At 41.9% G+C, this 21,475-nt stretch carries 27 protein-coding genes; all 27 read right to left on the bottom strand.

Features of this window, described 5'->3' with window-relative positions; all coding sequences use genetic code 11:
• Positions 1–24 precede the first annotated feature (24 nt).
• Positions 25–204, bottom strand: a complete 180-nt coding sequence (gene rpmD / locus BANVL01_RS20565; protein ID WP_007085272.1) for a 50S ribosomal protein L30 — start codon at positions 202–204, stop codon at positions 25–27.
• A 13-nt stretch (positions 205–217) separates the two neighbouring features.
• On the bottom strand, positions 218–718 hold the full coding sequence (rpsE, locus tag BANVL01_RS20560; RefSeq protein WP_066094729.1) for a 30S ribosomal protein S5: 501 nt from the start codon (positions 716–718) through the stop codon (positions 218–220).
• Between the two features lie 24 nt (positions 719–742).
• Positions 743–1,105 carry a 50S ribosomal protein L18 gene (rplR, locus tag BANVL01_RS20555; RefSeq protein WP_066094725.1) on the bottom strand — a complete coding sequence of 121 codons (363 nt, stop codon included), beginning with the start codon at positions 1,103–1,105 and terminating at the stop codon, positions 743–745.
• A gap of 33 nt (positions 1,106–1,138) precedes the next feature.
• The gene (gene rplF / locus BANVL01_RS20550) at positions 1,139–1,675 is read right to left on the bottom strand and encodes a 50S ribosomal protein L6 (protein ID WP_066094722.1); all 537 of its coding nucleotides are present in this window, start codon (positions 1,673–1,675) and stop codon (positions 1,139–1,141) included.
• Positions 1,676–1,706: 31 nt separating this feature from the next.
• Positions 1,707–2,105 (bottom strand): 30S ribosomal protein S8, encoded by a 399-nt coding sequence (gene rpsH / locus BANVL01_RS20545; RefSeq protein WP_066094719.1) that lies wholly within the window; start codon positions 2,103–2,105, stop codon positions 1,707–1,709.
• A gap of 29 nt (positions 2,106–2,134) precedes the next feature.
• Positions 2,135–2,320: a 30S ribosomal protein S14 gene (gene rpsN, locus BANVL01_RS20540; RefSeq protein WP_007085277.1), complete on the bottom strand. Its 186-nt coding sequence runs from the start codon at positions 2,318–2,320 to the stop codon at positions 2,135–2,137.
• A gap of 23 nt (positions 2,321–2,343) precedes the next feature.
• Positions 2,344–2,883 (bottom strand): 50S ribosomal protein L5, encoded by a 540-nt coding sequence (gene rplE, locus BANVL01_RS20535; protein ID WP_066094716.1) that lies wholly within the window; start codon positions 2,881–2,883, stop codon positions 2,344–2,346.
• Positions 2,884–2,910: 27 nt separating this feature from the next.
• A complete protein-coding gene (rplX, locus tag BANVL01_RS20530) occupies positions 2,911–3,219 on the bottom strand; it encodes a 50S ribosomal protein L24 (protein ID WP_066094713.1) in 309 nt (102 codons plus the stop codon).
• 36 nt (positions 3,220–3,255) lie between these two features.
• Positions 3,256–3,624, bottom strand: a complete 369-nt coding sequence (gene rplN, locus BANVL01_RS20525; RefSeq protein WP_066094710.1) for a 50S ribosomal protein L14 — start codon at positions 3,622–3,624, stop codon at positions 3,256–3,258.
• A gap of 41 nt (positions 3,625–3,665) precedes the next feature.
• Positions 3,666–3,929 carry a 30S ribosomal protein S17 gene (gene rpsQ, locus BANVL01_RS20520; protein WP_066094707.1) on the bottom strand — a complete coding sequence of 88 codons (264 nt, stop codon included), beginning with the start codon at positions 3,927–3,929 and terminating at the stop codon, positions 3,666–3,668.
• Positions 3,930–3,953: 24 nt separating this feature from the next.
• Positions 3,954–4,154: a 50S ribosomal protein L29 gene (gene rpmC, locus BANVL01_RS20515; protein ID WP_007085282.1), complete on the bottom strand. Its 201-nt coding sequence runs from the start codon at positions 4,152–4,154 to the stop codon at positions 3,954–3,956.
• Positions 4,144–4,578: a 50S ribosomal protein L16 gene (rplP, locus tag BANVL01_RS20510; protein ID WP_007085283.1), complete on the bottom strand. Its 435-nt coding sequence runs from the start codon at positions 4,576–4,578 to the stop codon at positions 4,144–4,146. Before rplP ends, rpmC begins: the two co-directional genes overlap by 11 nt.
• Positions 4,579–4,580: 2 nt before the next feature.
• Complete coding sequence (rpsC, locus tag BANVL01_RS20505) at positions 4,581–5,237, bottom strand: 30S ribosomal protein S3 (protein ID WP_066094704.1); 657 nt, start codon at positions 5,235–5,237, stop codon at positions 4,581–4,583.
• 3 nt (positions 5,238–5,240) lie between these two features.
• Positions 5,241–5,582 carry a 50S ribosomal protein L22 gene (gene rplV, locus BANVL01_RS20500; RefSeq protein WP_024027902.1) on the bottom strand — a complete coding sequence of 114 codons (342 nt, stop codon included), beginning with the start codon at positions 5,580–5,582 and terminating at the stop codon, positions 5,241–5,243.
• 17 nt (positions 5,583–5,599) lie between these two features.
• Entirely contained in the window at positions 5,600–5,878 is a 279-nt protein-coding gene (gene rpsS, locus BANVL01_RS20495; protein ID WP_007085286.1) for a 30S ribosomal protein S19, read from the bottom strand.
• A gap of 60 nt (positions 5,879–5,938) precedes the next feature.
• The gene (rplB, locus tag BANVL01_RS20490; RefSeq protein WP_024027904.1) at positions 5,939–6,769 is read right to left on the bottom strand and encodes a 50S ribosomal protein L2; all 831 of its coding nucleotides are present in this window, start codon (positions 6,767–6,769) and stop codon (positions 5,939–5,941) included.
• 29 nt (positions 6,770–6,798) lie between these two features.
• Positions 6,799–7,083: a 50S ribosomal protein L23 gene (gene rplW / locus BANVL01_RS20485; RefSeq protein ID WP_066094703.1), complete on the bottom strand. Its 285-nt coding sequence runs from the start codon at positions 7,081–7,083 to the stop codon at positions 6,799–6,801.
• On the bottom strand, positions 7,083–7,706 hold the full coding sequence (gene rplD / locus BANVL01_RS20480) for a 50S ribosomal protein L4 (RefSeq protein ID WP_066094700.1): 624 nt from the start codon (positions 7,704–7,706) through the stop codon (positions 7,083–7,085). Before rplD ends, rplW begins: the two co-directional genes overlap by 1 nt.
• A 29-nt stretch (positions 7,707–7,735) precedes the next feature.
• Entirely contained in the window at positions 7,736–8,362 is a 627-nt protein-coding gene (gene rplC / locus BANVL01_RS20475; protein ID WP_066094697.1) for a 50S ribosomal protein L3, read from the bottom strand.
• A 40-nt stretch (positions 8,363–8,402) separates the two neighbouring features.
• Positions 8,403–8,711: a 30S ribosomal protein S10 gene (rpsJ, locus tag BANVL01_RS20470; RefSeq protein WP_066094693.1), complete on the bottom strand. Its 309-nt coding sequence runs from the start codon at positions 8,709–8,711 to the stop codon at positions 8,403–8,405.
• A gap of 381 nt (positions 8,712–9,092) precedes the next feature.
• Positions 9,093–10,280, bottom strand: a complete 1,188-nt coding sequence (gene tuf / locus BANVL01_RS20465) for an elongation factor Tu (RefSeq protein WP_066094690.1) — start codon at positions 10,278–10,280, stop codon at positions 9,093–9,095.
• A gap of 125 nt (positions 10,281–10,405) precedes the next feature.
• On the bottom strand, positions 10,406–12,487 hold the full coding sequence (fusA, locus tag BANVL01_RS20460; RefSeq protein ID WP_066094687.1) for an elongation factor G: 2,082 nt from the start codon (positions 12,485–12,487) through the stop codon (positions 10,406–10,408).
• Between the two features lie 41 nt (positions 12,488–12,528).
• Positions 12,529–12,999: a 30S ribosomal protein S7 gene (gene rpsG / locus BANVL01_RS20455; RefSeq protein ID WP_066094684.1), complete on the bottom strand. Its 471-nt coding sequence runs from the start codon at positions 12,997–12,999 to the stop codon at positions 12,529–12,531.
• Positions 13,000–13,038: 39 nt separating this feature from the next.
• The gene (gene rpsL / locus BANVL01_RS20450) at positions 13,039–13,461 is read right to left on the bottom strand and encodes a 30S ribosomal protein S12 (RefSeq protein ID WP_066094681.1); all 423 of its coding nucleotides are present in this window, start codon (positions 13,459–13,461) and stop codon (positions 13,039–13,041) included.
• Between the two features lie 104 nt (positions 13,462–13,565).
• On the bottom strand, positions 13,566–13,814 hold the full coding sequence (locus BANVL01_RS20445) for a 50S ribosomal protein L7ae-like protein (protein WP_066094678.1): 249 nt from the start codon (positions 13,812–13,814) through the stop codon (positions 13,566–13,568).
• A gap of 161 nt (positions 13,815–13,975) precedes the next feature.
• Positions 13,976–17,575 (bottom strand): DNA-directed RNA polymerase subunit beta', encoded by a 3,600-nt coding sequence (rpoC, locus tag BANVL01_RS20440; protein WP_066094675.1) that lies wholly within the window; start codon positions 17,573–17,575, stop codon positions 13,976–13,978.
• A 91-nt stretch (positions 17,576–17,666) separates the two neighbouring features.
• Positions 17,667–21,227: a DNA-directed RNA polymerase subunit beta gene (gene rpoB / locus BANVL01_RS20435; RefSeq protein WP_066094672.1), complete on the bottom strand. Its 3,561-nt coding sequence runs from the start codon at positions 21,225–21,227 to the stop codon at positions 17,667–17,669.
• Between the last annotated feature and the right edge of the window lie 248 nt (positions 21,228–21,475).

Below are 21,475 nucleotides of genomic sequence, written 5' to 3'. Positions count from 1 at the left end.
CTCCTTATGAAAGAAAACAATCAATTATTGTTCTTTTACTGTTACAAGGTGAGCAACTTTAGTGATCATACCGCGAATCGCAGCGTTATCTTGATGCTCAACTGTTTGATTTAATTTACGTAAACCTAAGGCAGTAACTGTTGCACGTTGGTCCTCAGGGCGACCAATTACGCTGCGGTTAAGGGTAATTAAAAGTTTCGCCATTTGAATTCCCCCCTTATCCTAACAGTTCTTCTACTGATTTACCACGTAATTTCGCTACGTCTTCAGCACGTTTTAATTGTTTTAACCCTTCAACAGTAGCACGTACCATGTTGATTGGTGTGTTTGTTCCTAATGATTTAGAAAGGATATCTGCTACCCCTGCTAACTCAAGTACGGCACGAACTGGACCGCCGGCAATAACTCCTGTACCTTCAGAAGCAGGCTTTAGAAGAATTTCACCAGCTCCAAAACGCCCAATTACTTGGTGAGGAACAGTCGTTCCAACCATTGGCACTTCGACTAAGTTTTTCTTTGCATCTTCGATGGCTTTGCGAATCGCATCTGGCACTTCTTGTGCTTTACCAGTACCGAATCCGACATGACCGTTTTTATCCCCGACTACTACTAGAGCAGTGAAGCGGAAACGACGTCCACCTTTAACAACTTTCGCAACACGGTTAACTGTAACTACGCGTTCTTCAAGTTCAAGTTTGTTTGGATCAATACGACGCATCTTTTTGTGTCCCTCCTTTGTCTATTAAAATTGTAAGCCGTTTTCGCGGGCAGCATCTGCTAATACTTGAACACGTCCATGGTATAAGTATCCTCCGCGATCAAAGACAACAGAAGAGATACCTTTTTCTACCGCACGTTTAGCGACTAATTCACCGACCGCTTTTGCAGCTTCAACATTATTAGAAGAATCAAGAGTAAATTCCTTATCTAAAGTAGAAGCACTAGCTAAAGTTACTCCGCTCATATCGTCAATTACTTGAGCATAAATATGTTTGTTAGAACGAAACACATTTAGACGAGGACGAGCTGAGGTACCGCTAAGTTTCGCACGAACACGAGCATGTCTTTTTCTGCGAGTAGCGTTTTTATCAAGCTTCGTAATCATTTACGTCACTCCTTTCATATACCTTTTGCGGCATTACTTACCTGTTTTACCTTCTTTACGACGAACGAATTCACCTTCGTAACGAATTCCTTTGCCCTTATACGGCTCTGGAGGACGTACTCCGCGAATATTGGCAGCTAATTCGCCAACACGTTCTTTATCCGTACCTTTAATCGAAATTTTCGTATTGGAAGGTACTTCAATTTCAAGGCCGGCTTCAGGTTCAAATTCAACTGGGTGTGAGTAACCAACGTTTAAAACAAGTTTGTTCCCTTGCTTTTGCACACGGTATCCTACCCCGATTAACTCTAAGTTTCTTGTAAATCCAGTAGAAACACCCTCAACCATGTTCGCGATTACCGCACGAGTTGTTCCGTGCAATGCGCGGTGTTCCTTCACGTCAGAAGGACGAGTGATTGTGATAATGTTTTCTTCAATGTTAATTGCAATGTCAGGATTAAAAGAACGAGTAAGTTCGCCTTTAGGCCCTTTAACAGTAACTGTATTGTTGTTTAAAGTAACCGTAACTCCTGCTGGAATTTCAATTGGTTTTTTTCCTATGCGAGACATAATGCGCACCTCCATTCATTCAGAAACTCTCTTACCAAACGTATGCTAATACTTCTCCGCCGATTTGTTTTGCACGAGCTTCTTTATCAGTAATAACACCAGTTGATGTTGAGACTAATGCGATACCAAGGCCGTTCAAAACGCGTGGTACCTCAGTAGATTTTGCGTAAACTCGAAGTCCAGGCTTGCTTATGCGCTTAAGACCAGTAATAACACGTTCGTTATTTGCTCCGTACTTTAAGAAGATACGGATGATACCTTGTTTATTATCTTCGATAAATTCGACATCACGTACGAAACCTTCGCGCTTTAAAATTTCAGCAATTTCTTTTTTCAAATTAGAAGCAGGCACTTCTAACTTTTCGTGACGCACCATGTTCGCATTACGAATGCGAGTAAGCATATCAGCAATTGGATCTGTCATGACCATTATTTTTACCTCCTTCCCAGACTTGGGTTTTACCAGCTAGCTTTTTTAACACCAGGAATTTGTCCTTTGTATGCTAATTCACGGAAACAAATACGGCAAAGCTTAAATTTACGGTATACAGAGTGTGGACGTCCGCAACGTTCGCAGCGTGTGTACTCTTGTACTTTGAATTTAGGCGTGCGCTGTTGTTTCGCAATCATTGACTTTTTAGCCACGTTTTCGCCTCCCTATTTTACGATTACTTTTGGAATGGCATTCCAAATTGAGTTAAAAGTTCACGAGACTCTTCATCAGTGTTAGCAGTCGTTACGATAACGATATCCATACCACGAACTTTGCTTACTTTATCGTAATCAATTTCAGGGAAGATTAATTGTTCTTTAATACCTAATGTATAGTTACCGCGACCATCGAATGCTTTTTTAGAAACACCACGGAAGTCACGAACACGAGGTAAAGATACTGAAACTAATTTATCCAAGAATTCGTACATACGCTCACCGCGAAGAGTAACTTTTGCACCGATTGGCATACCTTCACGAAGACGGAAGCCAGCGATTGATTTTTTCGCACGTGTTACGACAGGTTTTTGACCTGTAATGGTTGCAAGCTCTTCCACTGCATTGTCAAGTGACTTTGCGTTTGCAACTGCGTCACCAACGCCCATATTTATAACGATTTTATTAAGTCTTGGAACTTGCATAACTGATTTATAATTGAACTTGCTCATAAGAGCAGGTGTCATTTCTTTAACAAACTTTTCTTTTAGGCGGTTCACTTATTGTACCTCCCTTCTAAATTTTAACTATTTATCTAAAACTACACCGGATTTTGCTACGCGTACTTTTTTGCCATCAACCGTTTTGGAACCTACACGAGTAGGGTTACCTGATTTAGGATCGATAGGCATAACATTTGATACATGGACTGGAGCCTCAAAGCTGATAATTCCGCCTTGTGGATTCACTTGAGAAGGTTTCGAGTGTTTCTTAACGATGTTTACACCTTCGACAAGAACGCGGGATTCTTTAGGATAAGCAGCGAGGATTACACCTGTTTTGCCTTTATCCTTACCAGAGATCACTCTGACCTTATCACCTTTTTTAACATGCATCCGTAAGCACCTCCTTAAAGGCAATTTGGATTTAAATTATAATACTTCTGGAGCTAAAGATACGATTTTCATAAAGTTGTTGTCGCGAAGTTCGCGGGCAACTGGTCCAAAGATACGTGTTCCACGTGGGCCCTTATCATCCTTGATAATGACACATGCGTTTTCATCGAAACGAATGTATGAACCATCAGGGCGACGAGCACCACTCTTTGTACGAACAATAACAGCCTTAACAACGTCACCTTTTTTAACAACGCCACCAGGTGTTGCTTGTTTTACTGTACAAACGATCACATCACCAATACCAGCGGTTTTGCGACCAGAACCACCAAGAACTTTAATCGTAAGTACTTCACGAGCACCAGAGTTGTCAGCAACTTTTAAACGTGATTCTTGTTGAATCATGTGTGTAACCTCCCTTCGGAAATGTTGCAATATCCGAACAATTAAATAATTACTGCCTTTTCTACTATTTCAACTAAACGGAAACGTTTCGTAGCTGAAAGTGGACGAGTTTCCATGATACGTACTACATCGCCAATTTTTGCTTCGTTTTGCTCATCATGAGCTTTAAACTTTTTAGAGTACTTAACGCGTTTACCATATAACGGATGCTTTTTGTGTGTTTCAACTAGAACAGTAACGGTTTTATCCATTTTGTCAGAAACAACGCGCCCTGTGTAAACTTTGCGTTGGTTGCGTTCACTCATTTCGTGAACCTCCTCTCTTTGTTTCTACTTGTTAACGCTAATTTCTCTCTCACGAACAACTGTTTTCATACGGGCAATCGCTTTACGTACTTCGCGAATGCGAGCTGTGTTTTCAAGTTGTCCTGTCGCCAATTGAAAGCGAAGGTTGAAAAGCTCTTCTTTTAAAGATTTTACTTTTTGTTCAATTTCAGCAGTGGTAAGGTCACGTAGTTCATTAGCTTTCACTTGATTCACCACCAATTTCTTCTCGTTTTACAAACTTACATTTGACAGGAAGTTTGTGCATTGCAAGTCGAAGTGCTTCGCGTGCGATTTCTTCAGAAACACCTGCGATTTCGAACATGATTTTTCCTGGCTTAACAACTGCTACCCAGCCTTCAGGTGCCCCTTTACCAGAACCCATCCGTACTTCTAATGGCTTTGCAGTGTAAGGCTTATGAGGGAAAATTTTAATCCAAACTTTACCGCCACGTTTCATGTAACGTGTCATCGCAATACGGGCAGCTTCAATTTGACGGTTTGTGATCCATGAAGCTTCAGTAGCTTGAAGACCGTATTCACCGAAAGTTACTTCAGTGCCGCCTTTTGCGTTACCACGCATTTTACCACGGTGTTGACGGCGATATTTTACGCGTTTTGGCAATAACATGATTATTTGCCTCCTTCCGCATTTTTCTTCTTAGTAGGAAGGACTTCGCCCTTATAGATCCATACTTTAACGCCTAACTTACCATAAGTAGTATCAGCTTCAGCAGTAGCATAGTCAATATCTGCGCGAAGTGTATGAAGTGGAACTGTTCCTTCGCTGTAGTGTTCAGAACGAGCGATATCCGCACCGCCTAGACGACCTGATACCATTGTTTTAATACCTTTAGCACCAGCACGCATCGCACGTTGAATTACTTGCTTTTGTGCACGACGGAAAGATACACGATTTTCTAATTGACGAGCAATATTTTCGGCAACTAATTTCGCATCAACGTCAGCTCTCTTGATTTCAAGGATGTTGATATGAACTCGTTTGCCAGTTAATGAGTTTAATGCTTTACGAAGTGCTTCCACTTCCGTACCGCCTTTACCGATAACCATACCAGGCTTAGCTGTATGGACTGTTACGTTCACACGGTTTGCAGCACGTTCGATTTCTACTTTAGAAACAGAAGCATCTTTTAAACGTTTCGTGATGTATTCACGAATTTTAAGGTCTTCGTGTAAAAGAGTAGCGAAGTCTTTGCCTGCGTACCACTTAGATTCCCAATCACGAATGATTCCAATACGCAAACCGACAGGATTTACTTTTTGACCCACAGCTTATCCCTCCTTCTTTTCTGATAATACGATTGTGATGTGGCTTGTGCGTTTGTTAATTTGGCTTGCACGGCCCATAGCGCGAGGACGGAAACGTTTTAAGGTTGGTCCTTCGTCAACAAATGCTTGTTCAACAACTAGATTGTTTACGTCCATTTCATAGTTGTGCTCGGCATTTGCCATAGCTGATTTTAATACTTTTTCAACGATTGGAGAAGCAGCCTTAGGAGTGAGATTTAAAATCGCCACCGCTTCACCAACTTGCTTACCTCGGATTAAATCAACGACTAAACGTGCTTTACGAGGAGCAATACGAACTGTTCTTGCAACAGCTTTAGCTTGCATTTGGATGCCCTCCTCTCTTAACGTCTTGTTTTCTTGTCATCATTACCATGGCCTTTGTAAGCACGTGTTGGAGCAAATTCTCCAAGCTTGTGTCCTACCATGTCTTCAGTACAATATACAGGCACATGTTTGCGACCGTCATAAACAGCGATTGTATGGCCGATAAATTGTGGGAAAATCGTAGAACGACGAGACCAAGTTTTAATAACTTGTTTACCCTCGGTTTCATTTAACTTTTCGACCTTAACCATTAAATGATCATCAACAAATGGTCCTTTTTTCAAGCTGCGACCCATGAAGGAACCTCCCTTCGTGACTGTTCTACGGCTCTATCTATGAACCGTAGTAAAGTCCCGTTATTTTTTTCGACGACGTACAATAAATTTATCTGATTTGTTTTTCTTCTTACGAGTTTTGTAACCAAGAGTTGGTTTGCCCCATGGAGACATTGGTGACTTACGTCCGATTGGTGAACGTCCTTCACCACCACCGTGTGGATGATCGTTAGGGTTCATTACCGATCCACGAACAGTTGGGCGCTTGCCTAACCAGCGTGAACGTCCGGCTTTACCAATTTTAATAAGTTCATGTTGTTCATTTCCAACTTGGCCGATAGATGCACGGCATTCAGCTAGAATCATACGAACTTCACCAGAAGTTAAACGTACTAGTACGTATTTTCCTTCTTTACCAAGTACTTGTGCGCTTGTTCCAGCAGAACGAACTAACTGGCCGCCTTTTCCTGGTTTTAATTCAATGTTGTGTACTACTGTACCAACTGGAATATTAACTAGTGGAAGGGAGTTACCCACTTTAATATCAGCCTCAGGGCCTGACATTACTTCCATACCAACTACTAGGTTTTTTGGAGCTAAGATATAACGCTTTTCTCCATCCACGTAATTGATTAATGCAATATTTGCAGATCTGTTTGGATCGTACTCGATAGTGGCAACGCGTCCTGGAATGCCATCTTTGTTCCGTTTAAAGTCAATTAAACGATATTGACGCTTGTGGCCGCCACCTTGATGACGAACAGTTAACTTACCTTGGTTATTACGGCCGCCTTTTCTCGTTAGCGGTGCTAAAAGAGATTTCTCTGGAGTACTAGTTGTGATTTCAGCAAAATCAGAAGTAGTCATTCCGCGACGACCGTTGGAGGTAGGTTTGTACTTTTTAATCGCCATTTTATTTCCCTCCTCTTCTTGTTAGGTTCTTATGCTTCAAAGAATTCAATTTCTTTGCTATCAGCAGTTAATTTTACAATTGCTTTACGGCGTTTGTTTGTATATCCGCCGAATTTACCCATACGTTTGAATTTCCCTTTATAGTTCATGATGTTAACTTTCTCTACATCAACACCAAAGATTACTTTAACAGCATCTTTAACTTGTGTTTTGTTAGCTCTAACATCTACTTCGAACGTATATTTCTTTTCAGCCATTAGGTCAGTAGAACGCTCAGTAATAACGGGGCGCTTAATGATATCGCGTGCATCCATTATGCAAGCACCTCCTCTACTTTTTCAACCGCTGCTTTAGTCATGATTAATTTATCATGATTGACAACGTCTAATACGTTGATTCCATCAGCTGTTACAACTGTTACACCAGGGATGTTACGTGCAGATAATGCTACGTTTTCGTCTAGGTCAGCTGTAACGATAAGTGCCTTTTTCTCAACAGAAAGGCCACCTAATACTGTTTTGAATTCTTTGGTTCTTGGTGCATCGAAAGCAAGGCTTTCAAGTACCAAAATGTTTTCTTCTAACACTTTAGAAGATAAAGCAGATTTTATCGCTAAGCGACGAACCTTTTTCGGTAATTTATAGCTGTAGCTGCGTGGTGTTGGTCCAAATACTGTACCACCTCCGCGCCATTGTGGAGAACGAATTGACCCTTGACGAGCACGGCCAGTTCCTTTTTGACGCCATGGCTTACGACCACCGCCGCGCACTTCAGAACGAATTTTAGTTTTATGAGTTCCTTGACGTAATGAAGCACGTTGCATAACAATTGCTTCAAATAATACGTGTTGGTTAGGCTCAATCCCAAAAACAGATTCATTAAGCTCGATATCACCAACTTGTGATCCGCTTTGGTTTAATAATGCTACTTTAGGCATTCCTTTGTTCCTCCTTTCTTAAAAGGTAATTATGCTTTTACCGCACCTTTAATTTTAAGTAATGCTTTTCTAGCTCCTGGAACGTTACCTTTGATTAAAAGTAAGTTGCGCTCAGCATCAACCTTTACAATTTCAAGGTTTTGAACTGTAACTTGGTCTCCACCCATACGTCCTGGTAAAAGTTTACCTTTGAATACGCGGTTTGGAGCAACAGGTCCCATTGAACCAGGGCGACGATGATAACGTGAACCGTGAGCCATTGGGCCGCGAGATTGTCCGTGGCGTTTGATTACACCTTGGAAACCTTTACCCTTTGAGATTCCTGTTACATCTACAGTATCGCCTGCAGCGAAAATATCAACTTTGACTTCTTGACCAACTTCATATGCTGCTAAGTCGTCTCCGCGGAATTCGCGAATGAAGCGCTTAGGAGCAGTATTTGCTTTCGCAACATGGCCCTTTTCTGGTTTGTTGGATAACTTTTCACGTTTGTCTTCAAAACCAACTTGAACAGCTGTGTATCCATCGCTATCTACTGATTTCTTTTGAAGGACTACGTTTGGAGCTACCTCAACTACAGTTACAGGAATTAAGTTGCCGTTTTCTGCAAACACTTGAGTCATACCAATCTTTCTTCCTAAGATTCCTTTGGTCATTTAAGTCACACCTCCTGAATAATTTTTCTTTTATTTTGAATTAAAGCTTAATTTCGATATCAACACCAGATGGTAAATCTAAACGCATTAACGCGTCAACTGTTTGTGGAGTTGGGTTAACGATGTCGATTAGACGCTTATGTGTCCGTTGTTCGAATTGCTCACGTGAATCTTTGTACTTATGGACCGCACGAAGAATCGTATATATAGTTTTTTCAGTTGGCAGCGGAATTGGACCTGAAACGGCCGCACCAGAACGTTTTGCTGTTTCTACGATTTTTTCTGCAGATTGATCAAGGATTCTGTGATCATACGCTTTTAAACGGATACGAATTTTTTGTTTTGCCATTATTTTCCCTCCTTTATTCGCCTATTTTCAAAATAGACATTCTCAGTGAAAATTTCCCACACACTCGCCATGGCAAAGCGGCCGGGTGTGTCAGCAACCTTTCACATCCTCGCAGTCAAAGACCAACATTGTCTATTATACATAAAACATAAAGCAAACGCAACATTTATTACGAATTTTTTTAGGCTTCTATGCTGAACACTTTTCTTATTATATAGACTGACTTTATTAATTTCAATAGCTTTTGAATATCTCCAATAATCTCCTAATTATTTATGGGGAATCAAACAGAACATTATACTATAGAAGAAACTCGGAATTTGGCTTTTAAACACAAAAAAGCAGATGGATCGTCACCCATCTGCTTTTTATATTTAAAAATTATTCAGTAATAGTTGTGATTGAACCTGAACCTACTGTACGTCCGCCTTCACGAATAGAGAACTTAGTTCCTTCTTCGATAGCAACAGGAGCGATTAGTTCAACAATCATTTCGATATGGTCGCCAGGCATAACCATTTCTACGCCTTCTGGAAGATTACAAATACCAGTAATATCAGAAGTACGGAAATAGAATTGTGGGCGATAGTTTGTGAAGAATGGAGTATGACGTCCACCTTCTTCTTTAGATAAAACGTAAACTTGTGCTTTGAACTTTGTGTGTGGAGTGATGGATTTCGGCTTAGCCAATACTTGGCCACGCTCGATTTCTTCACGTGCTACACCACGAAGAAGGGCACCGATGTTGTCACCAGCTTCTGCAAAATCAAGAAGCTTACGGAACATTTCTACACCTGTTACAGTAGTAGATTTTGGCTCTTCAGTGAAACCAACGATTTCAACTACGTCCCCAACTTTAACTACACCACGCTCAACACGTCCTGTAGCAACTGTTCCACGACCAGTGATTGAGAATACATCCTCAACTGGCATCATGAATGGTTTGTCAGTGTCACGAGTTGGTGTTGGAATGAACTCATCAACAGCATTCATAAGTTCGATAACTTTTTCTTCCCATGCAGCTTCGCCTTCTAATGCTTTAAGAGCAGAACCTTTGATAACTGGAGTGTCATCGCCAGGGAAGTCGTATTCTGATAATAGATCACGAATTTCCATTTCTACTAATTCAAGAAGTTCTTCGTCGTCAACCATGTCACACTTGTTCATGAATACTACAAGGTATGGTACACCTACTTGACGAGAAAGAAGGATGTGCTCACGAGTTTGTGGCATTGGGCCGTCAGTAGCAGATACTACAAGGATACCGCCGTCCATTTGCGCAGCACCAGTGATCATGTTTTTAACGTAGTCAGCGTGTCCTGGGCAGTCAACGTGTGCATAGTGACGAGCATCAGTTTCGTACTCAACGTGTGATGTAGAAATTGTGATACCACGCTCTTTTTCTTCAGGCGCACCGTCGATTTGATCATATCCGCGTGCTTCTGCTTTACCAGATTTAGCAAGTACAGAAGTGATTGCAGCTGTTAAAGTTGTTTTACCATGGTCAACGTGTCCAATTGTACCAATGTTAACGTGTGGCTTAGAACGGTCGAATTTAGCTTTTCCCATTAGAAAATCCTCCTCTTAATATATAAGTTAAGTATATTTTTTATGGAAGCTGCAGATGGTTGTCCCAACATATCAGCTTCCATGCTTACAATAGTAGTTATACTTTAAAGAAAGGCGAAAATCAATTACTCACCTTTATTTTTTTTGATGATTTCTTCAGAAATTGATTTTGGTACTTCTTCGTAGTGATCAAAGTGCATCGAGAATACTCCACGACCTTGTGTACTTGAACGAAGTGCGGTTGCATAACCAAACATTTCTGAAAGTGGAACCATTGAACGAACAACCTGTGCGTTACCACGTGCATCCATACCTTCTACGCGGCCACGGCGAGCAGTGATCTGTCCCATGATATCTCCTAAATATTCTTCAGGAATTGTAACCTCAACCCTCATCATCGGTTCAAGGATTACTGGGCTACACTTGGATGCAGCATTCTTAAGTGCCATCGAAGCAGCAATCTTAAACGCCATTTCCGAGGAGTCAACATCATGGTAGGAACCATCAAACAATCTTGCTTTGATATCAACCAATGGATATCCAGCAAGAACACCACGGTTAAGGGAATCTTCTAGACCAGCTTGAACGGCTGGGATGTATTCACGAGGAACGACACCACCGACAATTCCGTTAACAAACTCGAAGCCTTTTCCTTCTTCATTCGGTCCGAATTCAATCCAAACGTGTCCGTATTGTCCACGTCCACCAGACTGACGGGCGAATTTACCTTCAACTTGGGCAGAACCGCGGAAAGTTTCACGATAGGCAACCTGTGGTGCACCTACGTTAGCTTCAACCTTAAATTCACGACGCATACGGTCAACTAAAATGTCAAGGTGAAGCTCACCCATACCAGCAATGATAACCTGTCCAGTTTCCTGGTCAGTATGTGCACGGAAGGTTGGATCTTCTTCTTGAAGTTTTTGCAGAGCCGTAGTCATCTTGTCTTGGTCTGCTTTAGATTTTGGTTCTACTGAAAGTTGAATTACTGGCTCAGGGAATTGCATAGACTCAAGGATAACAAGGTTTTTGTCGTCGCATAGAGTATCACCAGTAGTTGTATCTTTCAGTCCAACAGCAGCAGCAATGTCACCAGCAAAAACTTTTGAGATTTCTTGACGGCTGTTTGCATGCATTTGCAGGATACGTCCTACACGCTCACGTTTTCCTTTAGTAGAGTTCTGAACATATGATCCAGACTCTAGCGTTCCGGAGTAAACGCGGAAGAACGTTAATTTACCAACATAAGGGTCGGTCATAACTTTGAATGCAAGAGCTGAGAATGGCTCTTCATCACTTGAATGACGTTCAATGACTACATCCTCTTCATCAGGTGCATGTCCCTTGATTGCAGGAACATCTAATGGAGATGGAAGATAATCGATAACCGCATCCAGCATTAGCTGAACACCTTTGTTTTTGAATGCTGATCCACAGATTACAGGGTAGAATTCAACATTAACGGTACCTTTACGAATGCCAGCTTTAAGCTCTTCTTTAGTGATTTCTTCACCACCAAGGTATTTCTCCATTAACTCTTCATCAAGTTCTGCTACTGCTTCAACTAGCTTTTCACGATATTCCTCTGCCAGTTCTCTATACTCTTCGGGAATCTCACGTACTTCAATATCAGTACCTAAGTCATTTCCGTAGAATGTTGCGTTCATTTCCACAAGGTCAATGATTCCGTTAAACTGATCTTCAGCGCCGATTGGCAACTGGATTGCATGCGCATTTGCTTGCAAACGGTCATGGATGGTTCCTATAGAATATAAGAAGTCTGCTCCAATTTTATCCATCTTATTAACGTATACAACACGCGGTACACCATAAGTTGTTGCTTGACGCCAAACTGTTTCAGTTTGCGGTTCAACACCTGATTGGGCATCTAGAACAGCTACAGCGCCATCAAGGACACGAAGAGAACGTTCAACTTCAACTGTGAAGTCTACGTGTCCTGGTGTGTCAATGATGTTTACGCGGTGACCTTTCCATGATGCAGTTGTTGCTGCGGAAGTAATTGTGATTCCGCGTTCTTGTTCCTGCTCCATCCAGTCCATCTGAGAGGCACCTTCATGTGTTTCACCGATTTTATGAATCTTACCAGTGTAATAAAGTACACGCTCAGTGGTCGTCGTTTTACCTGCATCAATGTGAGCCATGATACCGATATTACGAGTGTTTGCTAAGGAGAACTCTCTTGCCATTGGGTCTTTCTCCTTCCTAGTATGAAAGTTATAAGGTTAAATTACCAACGATAGTGTGCAAACGCTTTGTTTGCTTCTGCCATTTTGTGTGTATCTTCACGCTTCTTAACAGCTGCACCAGTGTTGTTAGCTGCATCCATGATTTCATTAGCTAAACGCTCTTCCATCGTTTTTTCTCCGCGATTACGTGAATAGTTCACTAACCAGCGAAGACCAAGAGTTGAACGGCGGTCAGGGCGCACCTCAACGGGAACTTGATAGTTTGCACCACCTACACGGCGAGCTTTTACTTCAAGTACTGGCATGATGTTTTTCATCGCTGCATCGAAGATTTCCATTGGCTCTTTGCCGGTACGTTCGCGAATAGTATCAAACGCAGAATAAAGTATCTCTTGGGATTTACCTCTTTTACCGTCAACCATCATTTTGTTGATTAGACGAGTAACTATTTTTGAATTATATAGCGGATCTGGTAATACGTCTCTTTTTGCTACAGGACCTTTACGTGGCATGTATTTTCCTCCTTTCAGTGAAGCTTCTATTTAAAGTTATTATTTTTTCGCTGCTTTTGGTCTCTTTGTACCATATTTTGAGCGGCTTTGCATACGGTTGTTTACACCAGCTGTATCAAGTGCTCCACGGACGATATGATAACGTACCCCTGGTAAGTCTTTTACACGTCCTCCACGGATAAGAACAACACTGTGCTCTTGAAGGTTGTGGCCAATACCAGGAATGTATGCAGTCACCTCGATACCGTTTGTCAAACGCACACGAGCATATTTACGTAACGCTGAGTTCGGTTTCTTCGGAGTCATTGTACCAACACGAGTACATACTCCGCGTTTTTGTGGTGAAGTTACATTCGTTTGTGATTTCTTAAAGCTGTTATAACCTTTGTTTAGCGCAGGAGATTTTGACTTCTCTGCCACTGATTGACGAGGCTTGCGCACTAGTTGGTTAATAGTAGGCATGATTTGTTTCCTCCCTTCATTATTTGTAAGTCCACACATCCAGGTGGTTCATTTTTTGGCAAAAACAAAGTTTTTGCAGACTTCTCTATCTACAAAAACAGTTTTTAACGGATAATTGCAACTGCTGCAGCACCCACTTCAATCCCGCATGCTTTCCCAAGTTTTTTCTTTGAGTCTACATAGAGGACAGGAACATCCGATCCAAGAGCTTCGCTGATAATTTTCGCTGTCATGCTATTGTCAGCATCATTAGCAACTACCATCTCTTTTACTAGTCCTTCTTTAAGTGCCTTCACTGTTTGTTTTGTCCCTATAACGATTCTTTGTGCCTGCAATACTTTTTCATAAGACATAAATCATATCCTCCAAAGTATCAGGTGAATAGGAGCACCTTTGATATAGTAACATCTTCATTAATAGATGTCAACAAATGATTTTACTTTTTTAGACAAACAAATTGATTATAGCTTCTTTAAAATGCGGTACTTGCCATGTAGCAAGTACCGCAGATTATTTAATCAATCGCAACGGTTTCTTCGGATGTTGTATCTCTTAGCACCGGCTCAGCTTTACGGTAACGCTGCATGCCAGTTCCTGCAGGAACAAGTTTCCCGATGATAACATTCTCTTTTAAGCCGAGTAATTCATCGCGCTTGCCTTTAATCGCTGCATCGGTAAGAACTCTTGTTGTTTCTTGGAACGATGCGGCAGACAAGAATGAGTCGGTTTCAAGAGAAGCTTTTGTGATTCCAAGTAAGACTGGACGTCCTGTTGCCGGTAATTTACCGCTTAAGAGTGCTTTTTCATTCGCATCCCTAAACTGATGAATATCAAGAAGTGTGCCTGGTAGAACATCCGTTTCACCAGCATCACTCACACGAACTTTACGGAGCATTTGACGAACCATTACTTCAACGTGCTTATCGCCAATTTCAACCCCTTGCATGCGGTAAACCTTTTGTACTTCACGCAATAGGTATTCTTGAACCGACTTAACGTCTTTCACTTTGATCAGTTCTTTCGGATCAATTGAACCTTCCGTTAACTCTTGGCCGCGTTCAATTGGGTCATTGATTGCTACCTTCAATCGCGCTGTATACGGCGCGTTATAAGTACGAGATTCAACCTCGCCTTGAACAACGATTTCATGCTGACGATCACGTCCCTCATTTATGCCAACGACAATCCCGTCAATTTCTGAAATAACCGCTTGACCTTTCGGGTTACGAGCTTCAAAAATTTCTTGGATACGCGGTAAACCTTGAGTGATATCGTCTCCTGCTACACCGCCAGTATGGAAAGTACGCATCGTTAACTGTGTTCCTGGCTCACCAATGGATTGGGCAGCGATAATACCAACCGCTTCACCAACCTCCACCTCTTGACCAGTTGCCAGATTACGGCCATAACACTTTTTACATACACCATGACGGGTATTACATGTAAATGCAGAACGGATTTTAACCTCTTCAACACCCGCACCAACAATGATTTCGGCTAAATCCTCAGTAATCAAGCCATTTTCAGGAACAAGAACTTCTTTCGTTTCAGGATGCTTAATTGCATTTCTTGCATATCGGCCAATTAGACGTTCGTCCAATCCTTCGATTATTTCAGTACCATCTTTTAAGGCACTAATTAAGAAGCCGCGGTCAGTTCCGCAATCATCTTCACGAACAATGACATCCTGTGCAACATCAACAAGACGGCGTGTTAAATATCCAGAGTCAGCCGTTTTAAGGGCTGTATCAGCAAGACCTTTACGAGCACCGTGTGTAGAGATAAAGTACTCTAATACCGTTAGTCCTTCACGGAAACTTGATTTGATTGGTAACTCAATGATTCGTCCAGCCGGGTTGGCCATCAGACCGCGCATACCAGCAAGCTGTGTAAAGTTGGATGCATTACCACGGGCGCCGGAATCACTCATCATAAAGATTGGATTCGTTTTATTCAAGGACTTCATCAGTTTCCCTTGAATAACATCCTTTGCTTGGCTCCAGATAGCGATAACACGATCGTAACGTTCATCTTCAGTAATCAGACCACGTCTGAATTGCTTTGTCACATTATCTACTTTTGCTTGGGCTTCATGGAGGATCTGTTCCTTTTCTCCAAGTACGACAATGTCTGCTACCCCTACGGTAATACCAGCTTTTGTCGAATGTTTGAATCCTAAATCCTTCATGCGGTCAAGCATTTTTGACGTTTCGGTAATTTTGAAACGTTTGAATACTTCTGCAATGATATTTCCAAGGATTTTCTTTTTGAATGGATCAACCAAAGGCATTTGAATAATTTTCGCCCTAATGTCTTCCCCTTTTTCAACAAAATACTTCTGAGGTGTTTCAACCTCTAGATTATTTCTTGTTGGTTCATTGATATAAGGGAATGATTTCGGCAGAATTTCATTAAAAATAAGCTTACCAACCGTGGTAATTAACAACTTATTGTTTTGTTCTTCCGTAAATGTTTCATTTCCTAATGAGCCAGCATGAACAGCAACTCGTGTGTGGAAGTGAACATAACCATTTTGATAAGCAAGGATTGCCTCGCTCGTATCTTTAAATATCATACCCTCGCCAATTGCGCCTTCTCGCTCTAGGGTTAAGTAATAGTTACCTAATACCATGTCCTGGGAAGGAGTAACAACGGGTTTACCATCTTTAGGATTCAAGATGTTTTGCGCAGCCAGCATTAACAGGCGTGCTTCTGCTTGCGCTTCAGATGATAGCGGTACGTGAACAGCCATTTGGTCGCCGTCAAAGTCCGCATTATATGCAGTACATACAAGTGGATGAAGACGAATTGCCCGTCCTTCAACAAGGGTTGGTTCAAATGCCTGGATTCCTAATCTATGCAATGTTGGGGCACGATTTAATAGAACCGGATGCTCTCTGATGACATCTTCGAGTACATCCCAAACATCTGGTGAAACTCGTTCGATTTTACGTTTTGCTGATTTGATGTTGTGGGCTAAACCTTTCTCTACAAGCTCCTTCATCACAAATGGCTTGAACAGTTCAAGCGCCATTTCTTTTGGAAGACCACATTGATACATTTTCAAGTTTGGTCCAACAACAATAACGGAACGTCCTGAATAGTCAACCCGTTTTCCAAGCAAGTTTTGACGGAAACGTCCTTGCTTTCCTTTTAGCATATGGGAAAGTGACTTTAATGGACGGTTACCAGGACCTGTGACCGGGCGGCCGCGGCGGCCGTTATCAATCAAAGCATCAACAGCCTCTTGAAGCATCCGCTTTTCGTTTTGAACGATAATGCTCGGTGCACCAAGATCTAATAAACGCTTTAAACGGTTGTTACGGTTAATAACACGACGATAAAGGTCGTTTAAGTCAGAAGTTGCAAATCTTCCTCCATCCAATTGAACCATTGGACGAAGCTCTGGCGGAATAACTGGAAGAACATCAAGAACCATCCAATCTGGCTCATTTCCTGAACCACGGAATGCTTCTAACACTTCAAGACGTTTAATAGCACGTGTGCGGCGCTGACCTTGAGCGGTTTTTAATTCTTCTTTTAAAAAGTCAACTTCCTTGTTTAAATCGATATCAGAAAGAAGCTTTTTTATCGCTTCTGCGCCCATGGCCGCTTGGAATTTGTTTCCGTACTTATCACGATACGCACGATATTCTTTTTCAGATAGAAGCTGCTTCTTATCAAGGGCGGTATCACCGGATTCTGTCACTACATACGAAGCGAAGTAAATGATTTCCTCCAAAGCCCGAGGTGACATGTCTAATACTAGTCCCATTCGGCTTGGAATCCCTTTGAAATACCAAATATGTGATACAGGTGCAGCAAGCTCAATATGACCCATTCGTTCACGACGAACCTTTGCACGGGTTACTTCAACTCCACAGCGGTCACAAACGACGCCTTTATAGCGGACACGCTTGTATTTGCCGCAATGACATTCCCAGTCCTTTGTTGGACCGAATATTCTTTCACAGAATAAACCGTCCTTTTCAGGCTTCAAAGTACGATAGTTAATGGTTTCTGGCTTTTTTACCTCTCCGAATGACCACGAGCGGATTTTATCCGGTGAAGCGAGACCAATTTTCATATACTCAAAATTATTAACGTCCAGCAAGGGGCCTACCTCCCTTTCGATCTCCAGGTTTTTCCCTTATTGCGAAGTAAAGCGGAAGCGCACGAATGTGCGCTGCAGCTAGAATAAATAATTACTCTTTTGAACCGACTTTTTCAGATTCAAGGTTTTGCGCTTCAGGTGCAATGGTTAACGTATCGACTTGCTGTAAGTCATCGTCATCCTCCGTATCGCGCATTTCAATTTCTTGTTCGTCACCGGAAAGAATTTTCACATCCAGACCAAGACTCTGAAGTTCTTTAATTAATACTTTAAATGATTCTGGAACGCCTGGTTCCGGAACATTCTCACCTTTGACAATTGCTTCGTATGTTTTCACACGGCCAACAACGTCATCTGATTTAACGGTAAGAATTTCTTGAAGTGTGTATGCGGCACCGTATGCTTCAAGTGCCCAAACCTCCATCTCACCGAAACGCTGTCCGCCAAATTGGGCTTTACCGCCAAGTGGCTGTTGGGTTACAAGTGAGTAAGGCCCCGTTGAACGGGCATGGAGCTTATCATCAACCATGTGTGCTAGTTTAATCATATACATGACGCCTACAGAGACACGGTTATCAAATGGTTCACCGGAACGGCCATCATAAAGAACTGTTTTTGCATCACGGGACATTCCTGCTTCTTCAATCGTTCCCCATACATCCTCCTCAGTGGCTCCGTCAAAAACCGGAGATGCCACATGAATGCCAAGGTAACGAGCTGCCATCCCAAGATGAAGCTCTAACACCTGGCCAATGTTCATCCGTGACGGTACGCCTAAAGGATTTAGCATGATATCAACAGGCGTGCCATCTGGTAAATACGGCATATCCTCTTCAGGTAAAATCCGAGAGATAACCCCTTTATTTCCGTGACGGCCAGCCATCTTATCGCCCTCATGAATCTTACGTTTCTGAACAATATATACGCGGACAAGCTGATTTACTCCCGGTGGAAGTTCATCACCATCTTCACGATTAAACACTTTAACGTCGTGAACAATTCCGCCGCCGCCATGTGGAACTCTTAATGAAGTATCGCGTACTTCACGAGCCTTTTCTCCAAAAATAGCATGGAGAAGACGTTCTTCTGCCGTTAATTCGGTTACTCCTTTTGGCGTAACTTTACCTACAAGCAGGTCACCGTCTTTTACTTCCGCACCGGTGCGAATAATTCCACGCTCATCTAAATTGCGAAGCGCATCTTCACCCACGTTTGGAATATCACGGGTAATTTCTTCCGGCCCGAGCTTTGTATCACGGGATTCAGATTCGTATTCTTCAATATGAATCGATGTATAAACATCGTCTTTTACAAGACGTTCACTCATGATAATCGCATCTTCATAGTTATAGCCATCCCATGTCATAAACGCAACAAGTACATTCCGTCCAAGGGCCAATTCACCTAACTCCATTGAAGGACCATCGGCAAGGATTTCACCTTTTTTCACACGGTTACCGACAGCAACGATTGGACGTTGGTTATAGCAAGTACCTTGGTTAGAGCGGATAAATTTCAAGAGCCGGTATTTTTTAAGATCACCTTTTACCTCTTGACCATCTACTTCTTTAATTTCACGTACCCAAACTTCACGCGCTTCAACATGTTCGACTATACCCTCATGCTTACAAATCACTGCTGCACCTGAGTCTTTTCCAGATACATATTCCATCCCTGTACCTACTCTTGGCGCTTCCGGCTGCATAAGTGGTACAGCCTGCCTCTGCATGTTCGCACCCATCAAGGCACGGTTAGAGTCATCGTTTTCAAGGAATGGGATACACGCGGTTGCCGCAGAGACAACCTGTTTAGGCGATACATCCATATAATCGATGCGATCGCGATTTACGACCGTGTTTTCACCACGGAAACGAGCAACAACATCGTTATCAAGGAAAGAACCATCATCATCAAGACGTGAATTTGCCTGTGCTACTACATAGTTATCTTCTTCATCTGCGGTTAAGTAATCGATTCGGCTCGTTACCTTTCCTGTGTCAGGATCAACACGACGGTATGGCGTTTCGATAAACCCAAAGCGATTAACCTTTGCATACGATGATAATGAGTTAATTAATCCAATATTCGGGCCCTCAGGTGTTTCAATCGGACACATCCGCCCATAGTGGGAATAGTGAACGTCGCGAACCTCAAATCCCGCACGTTCACGGGTTAAACCACCAGGTCCGAGGGCTGATAGACGACGCTTGTGTGTTAATTCAGCAAGCGGGTTTGTTTGATCCATAAACTGCGATAACTGCGAGCTTCCAAAAAACTCTTTTATCGAAGCAATAACTGGACGAATATTAATTAATTGCTGTGGTGTAATCGTTGCTGTATCTTGTATGGACATTCTTTCACGAACCACACGCTCCATCCGAGACAAACCAATCCGGAACTGATTTTGCAGTAATTCACCAACAGAACGAAGACGTCTGTTTCCTAAATGGTCGATATCATCAGTGTCGCCTACTCCATGTAATAAATTGAAGAAATAGCTAATCGATGAGATGATATCTGCAGGGGTAATATTTTTGATTGGTTCAGCCACGTAGGCATTACCTAATACATTAATGACCTTTTCATTTTCATCACCAGGCGCATAAATTTTTATGGCCTGAAGAATGATTTCATCTTCGACAACGCCGCCTGCAGGACTAAAGCCTTTGAAATTAATATCCTTTTCAAGAGCAGGAATAATTCTGTCAAGATTTCTTCTATCAAGAACAGTACCCTTTTCAGCAATAATTTCCCCTGTTTCCGGATCGGCGAGTGACTCTGCTAAACGTTGATTAAATAGGCGGTTTTTAATATGAAGCTTTTTATTGATTTTATAACGGCCTACATTAGCAAGATCATAGCGCTTTGGATCAAAGAAGCGAGATACCAATAAACTCTTGGCATTATCGACAGTTGGCGGTTCACCCGGACGCAGACGCTCATAGATTTCTAAAAGCGCTTTGTCGACACCTTCTGTGTTGTCTTTCTCTAACGTATTGCGAATATACTCGTTATCTCCAATCAATTCGATGATTTCTTGATCAGAGCCGAAGCCAAGTGCACGCAAAAGAACCGTAACGGGCAGTTTCCGAGTACGATCTATTCTCACATATACGACATCTTTGGCATCTGTTTCATACTCGAGCCAAGCGCCGCGGTTCGGAATTACAGTAGCTGTAAATCCTTTCTTTCCATTTTTATCAAGTTTTCCATTATAGTACACGCTCGGTGAACGCACTAATTGTGAAACAATAACGCGTTCTGCTCCATTAATAACAAACGTACCAGTCTCCGTCATAAGTGGAAAATCACCCATGAAGACATCTTGGTCTTTTACTTCACCAGTTTCTTTGTTTACAAGACGTACTTTCACACGCAATGGAGCAGAATATGTAACGTCCCGTTCTTTTGATTCTTCAACAGAATACTTTGGATCGCCAAGGCTGTAATCAATAAATTCCAGTGATAGGTTACCAGTAAAGTCTTCAATTGGTGAAATATCCTGAAACATTTCACGCAATCCCTCATCCAGAAACCATTGATATGAAGAGGTTTGGATTTCAATGAGATTTGGTAATTCTAATACTTCACTGATTCGTGCGTAACTTCTTCGTTGGCGGTGTCGTCCATACTGAACTAGTTGACCTGTCAACTGATTCACCCCTCAAATCAAGCGTTATTTATTAAATCTATTTACGTCTATTAGGAGGATCGTAACATCTTCCCGGTAGACAAAAAGAAAAAGGGTTTTTTAACCAAAAACCACATTTTCACATTTTGGCTATTATTTTGTCATCTTTTCCTTCTTAATCCGTTTTTATACTAAAAAAATAAGTATTTTTAGGAATAATTCGGAAATTATTATGATGGCATTTTATAATGCTACCACAACGGACATAT

The organism is Neobacillus novalis NBRC 102450 (assembly GCF_001591805.1).
GTDB classification, from domain to species: Bacteria; Bacillota; Bacilli; order Bacillales; family Cytobacillaceae; genus Neobacillus; species Neobacillus novalis.
This window is presented reverse-complemented; position numbering and strand designations above follow the sequence as displayed.

What these genes read in the sequence shown, in the direction of transcription:
- rpmD (WP_007085272.1), bottom strand. Translation starts at nt 204, where the DNA reads ATGGCGAAACTTTTAATTACCCTTAACCGCAGCGTAATTGGTCGCCCT.
- rpsE (WP_066094729.1), bottom strand. Translation starts at nt 718, where the DNA reads ATGCGTCGTATTGATCCAAACAAACTTGAACTTGAAGAACGCGTAGTT.
- rplR (WP_066094725.1), bottom strand. Translation starts at nt 1,105, where the DNA reads ATGATTACGAAGCTTGATAAAAACGCTACTCGCAGAAAAAGACATGCT.
- rplF (WP_066094722.1), bottom strand. Translation starts at nt 1,675, where the DNA reads ATGTCTCGCATAGGAAAAAAACCAATTGAAATTCCAGCAGGAGTTACG.
- rpsH (WP_066094719.1), bottom strand. Translation starts at nt 2,105, where the DNA reads ATGGTCATGACAGATCCAATTGCTGATATGCTTACTCGCATTCGTAAT.
- rplX (WP_066094713.1), bottom strand. Translation starts at nt 3,219, where the DNA reads ATGCATGTTAAAAAAGGTGATAAGGTCAGAGTGATCTCTGGTAAGGAT.
- rplN (WP_066094710.1), bottom strand. Translation starts at nt 3,624, where the DNA reads ATGATTCAACAAGAATCACGTTTAAAAGTTGCTGACAACTCTGGTGCT.
- rpsQ (WP_066094707.1), bottom strand. Translation starts at nt 3,929, where the DNA reads ATGAGTGAACGCAACCAACGCAAAGTTTACACAGGGCGCGTTGTTTCT.
- rplP (WP_007085283.1), bottom strand. Translation starts at nt 4,578, where the DNA reads ATGTTATTGCCAAAACGCGTAAAATATCGCCGTCAACACCGTGGTAAA.
- rplV (WP_024027902.1), bottom strand. Translation starts at nt 5,582, where the DNA reads ATGCAAGCTAAAGCTGTTGCAAGAACAGTTCGTATTGCTCCTCGTAAA.
- rpsS (WP_007085286.1), bottom strand. Translation starts at nt 5,878, where the DNA reads ATGGGTCGCAGCTTGAAAAAAGGACCATTTGTTGATGATCATTTAATG.
- rplB (WP_024027904.1), bottom strand. Translation starts at nt 6,769, where the DNA reads ATGGCGATTAAAAAGTACAAACCTACCTCCAACGGTCGTCGCGGAATG.
- rplW (WP_066094703.1), bottom strand. Translation starts at nt 7,083, where the DNA reads ATGGATGCACGCGATATCATTAAGCGCCCCGTTATTACTGAGCGTTCT.
- rplD (WP_066094700.1), bottom strand. Translation starts at nt 7,706, where the DNA reads ATGCCTAAAGTAGCATTATTAAACCAAAGCGGATCACAAGTTGGTGAT.
- rplC (WP_066094697.1), bottom strand. Translation starts at nt 8,362, where the DNA reads ATGACCAAAGGAATCTTAGGAAGAAAGATTGGTATGACTCAAGTGTTT.
- rpsJ (WP_066094693.1), bottom strand. Translation starts at nt 8,711, where the DNA reads ATGGCAAAACAAAAAATTCGTATCCGTTTAAAAGCGTATGATCACAGA.
- tuf (WP_066094690.1), bottom strand. Translation starts at nt 10,280, where the DNA reads ATGGGAAAAGCTAAATTCGACCGTTCTAAGCCACACGTTAACATTGGT.
- fusA (WP_066094687.1), bottom strand. Translation starts at nt 12,487, where the DNA reads ATGGCAAGAGAGTTCTCCTTAGCAAACACTCGTAATATCGGTATCATG.
- rpsG (WP_066094684.1), bottom strand. Translation starts at nt 12,999, where the DNA reads ATGCCACGTAAAGGTCCTGTAGCAAAAAGAGACGTATTACCAGATCCG.
- rpsL (WP_066094681.1), bottom strand. Translation starts at nt 13,461, where the DNA reads ATGCCTACTATTAACCAACTAGTGCGCAAGCCTCGTCAATCAGTGGCA.
- BANVL01_RS20445 (WP_066094678.1), bottom strand. Translation starts at nt 13,814, where the DNA reads ATGTCTTATGAAAAAGTATTGCAGGCACAAAGAATCGTTATAGGGACA.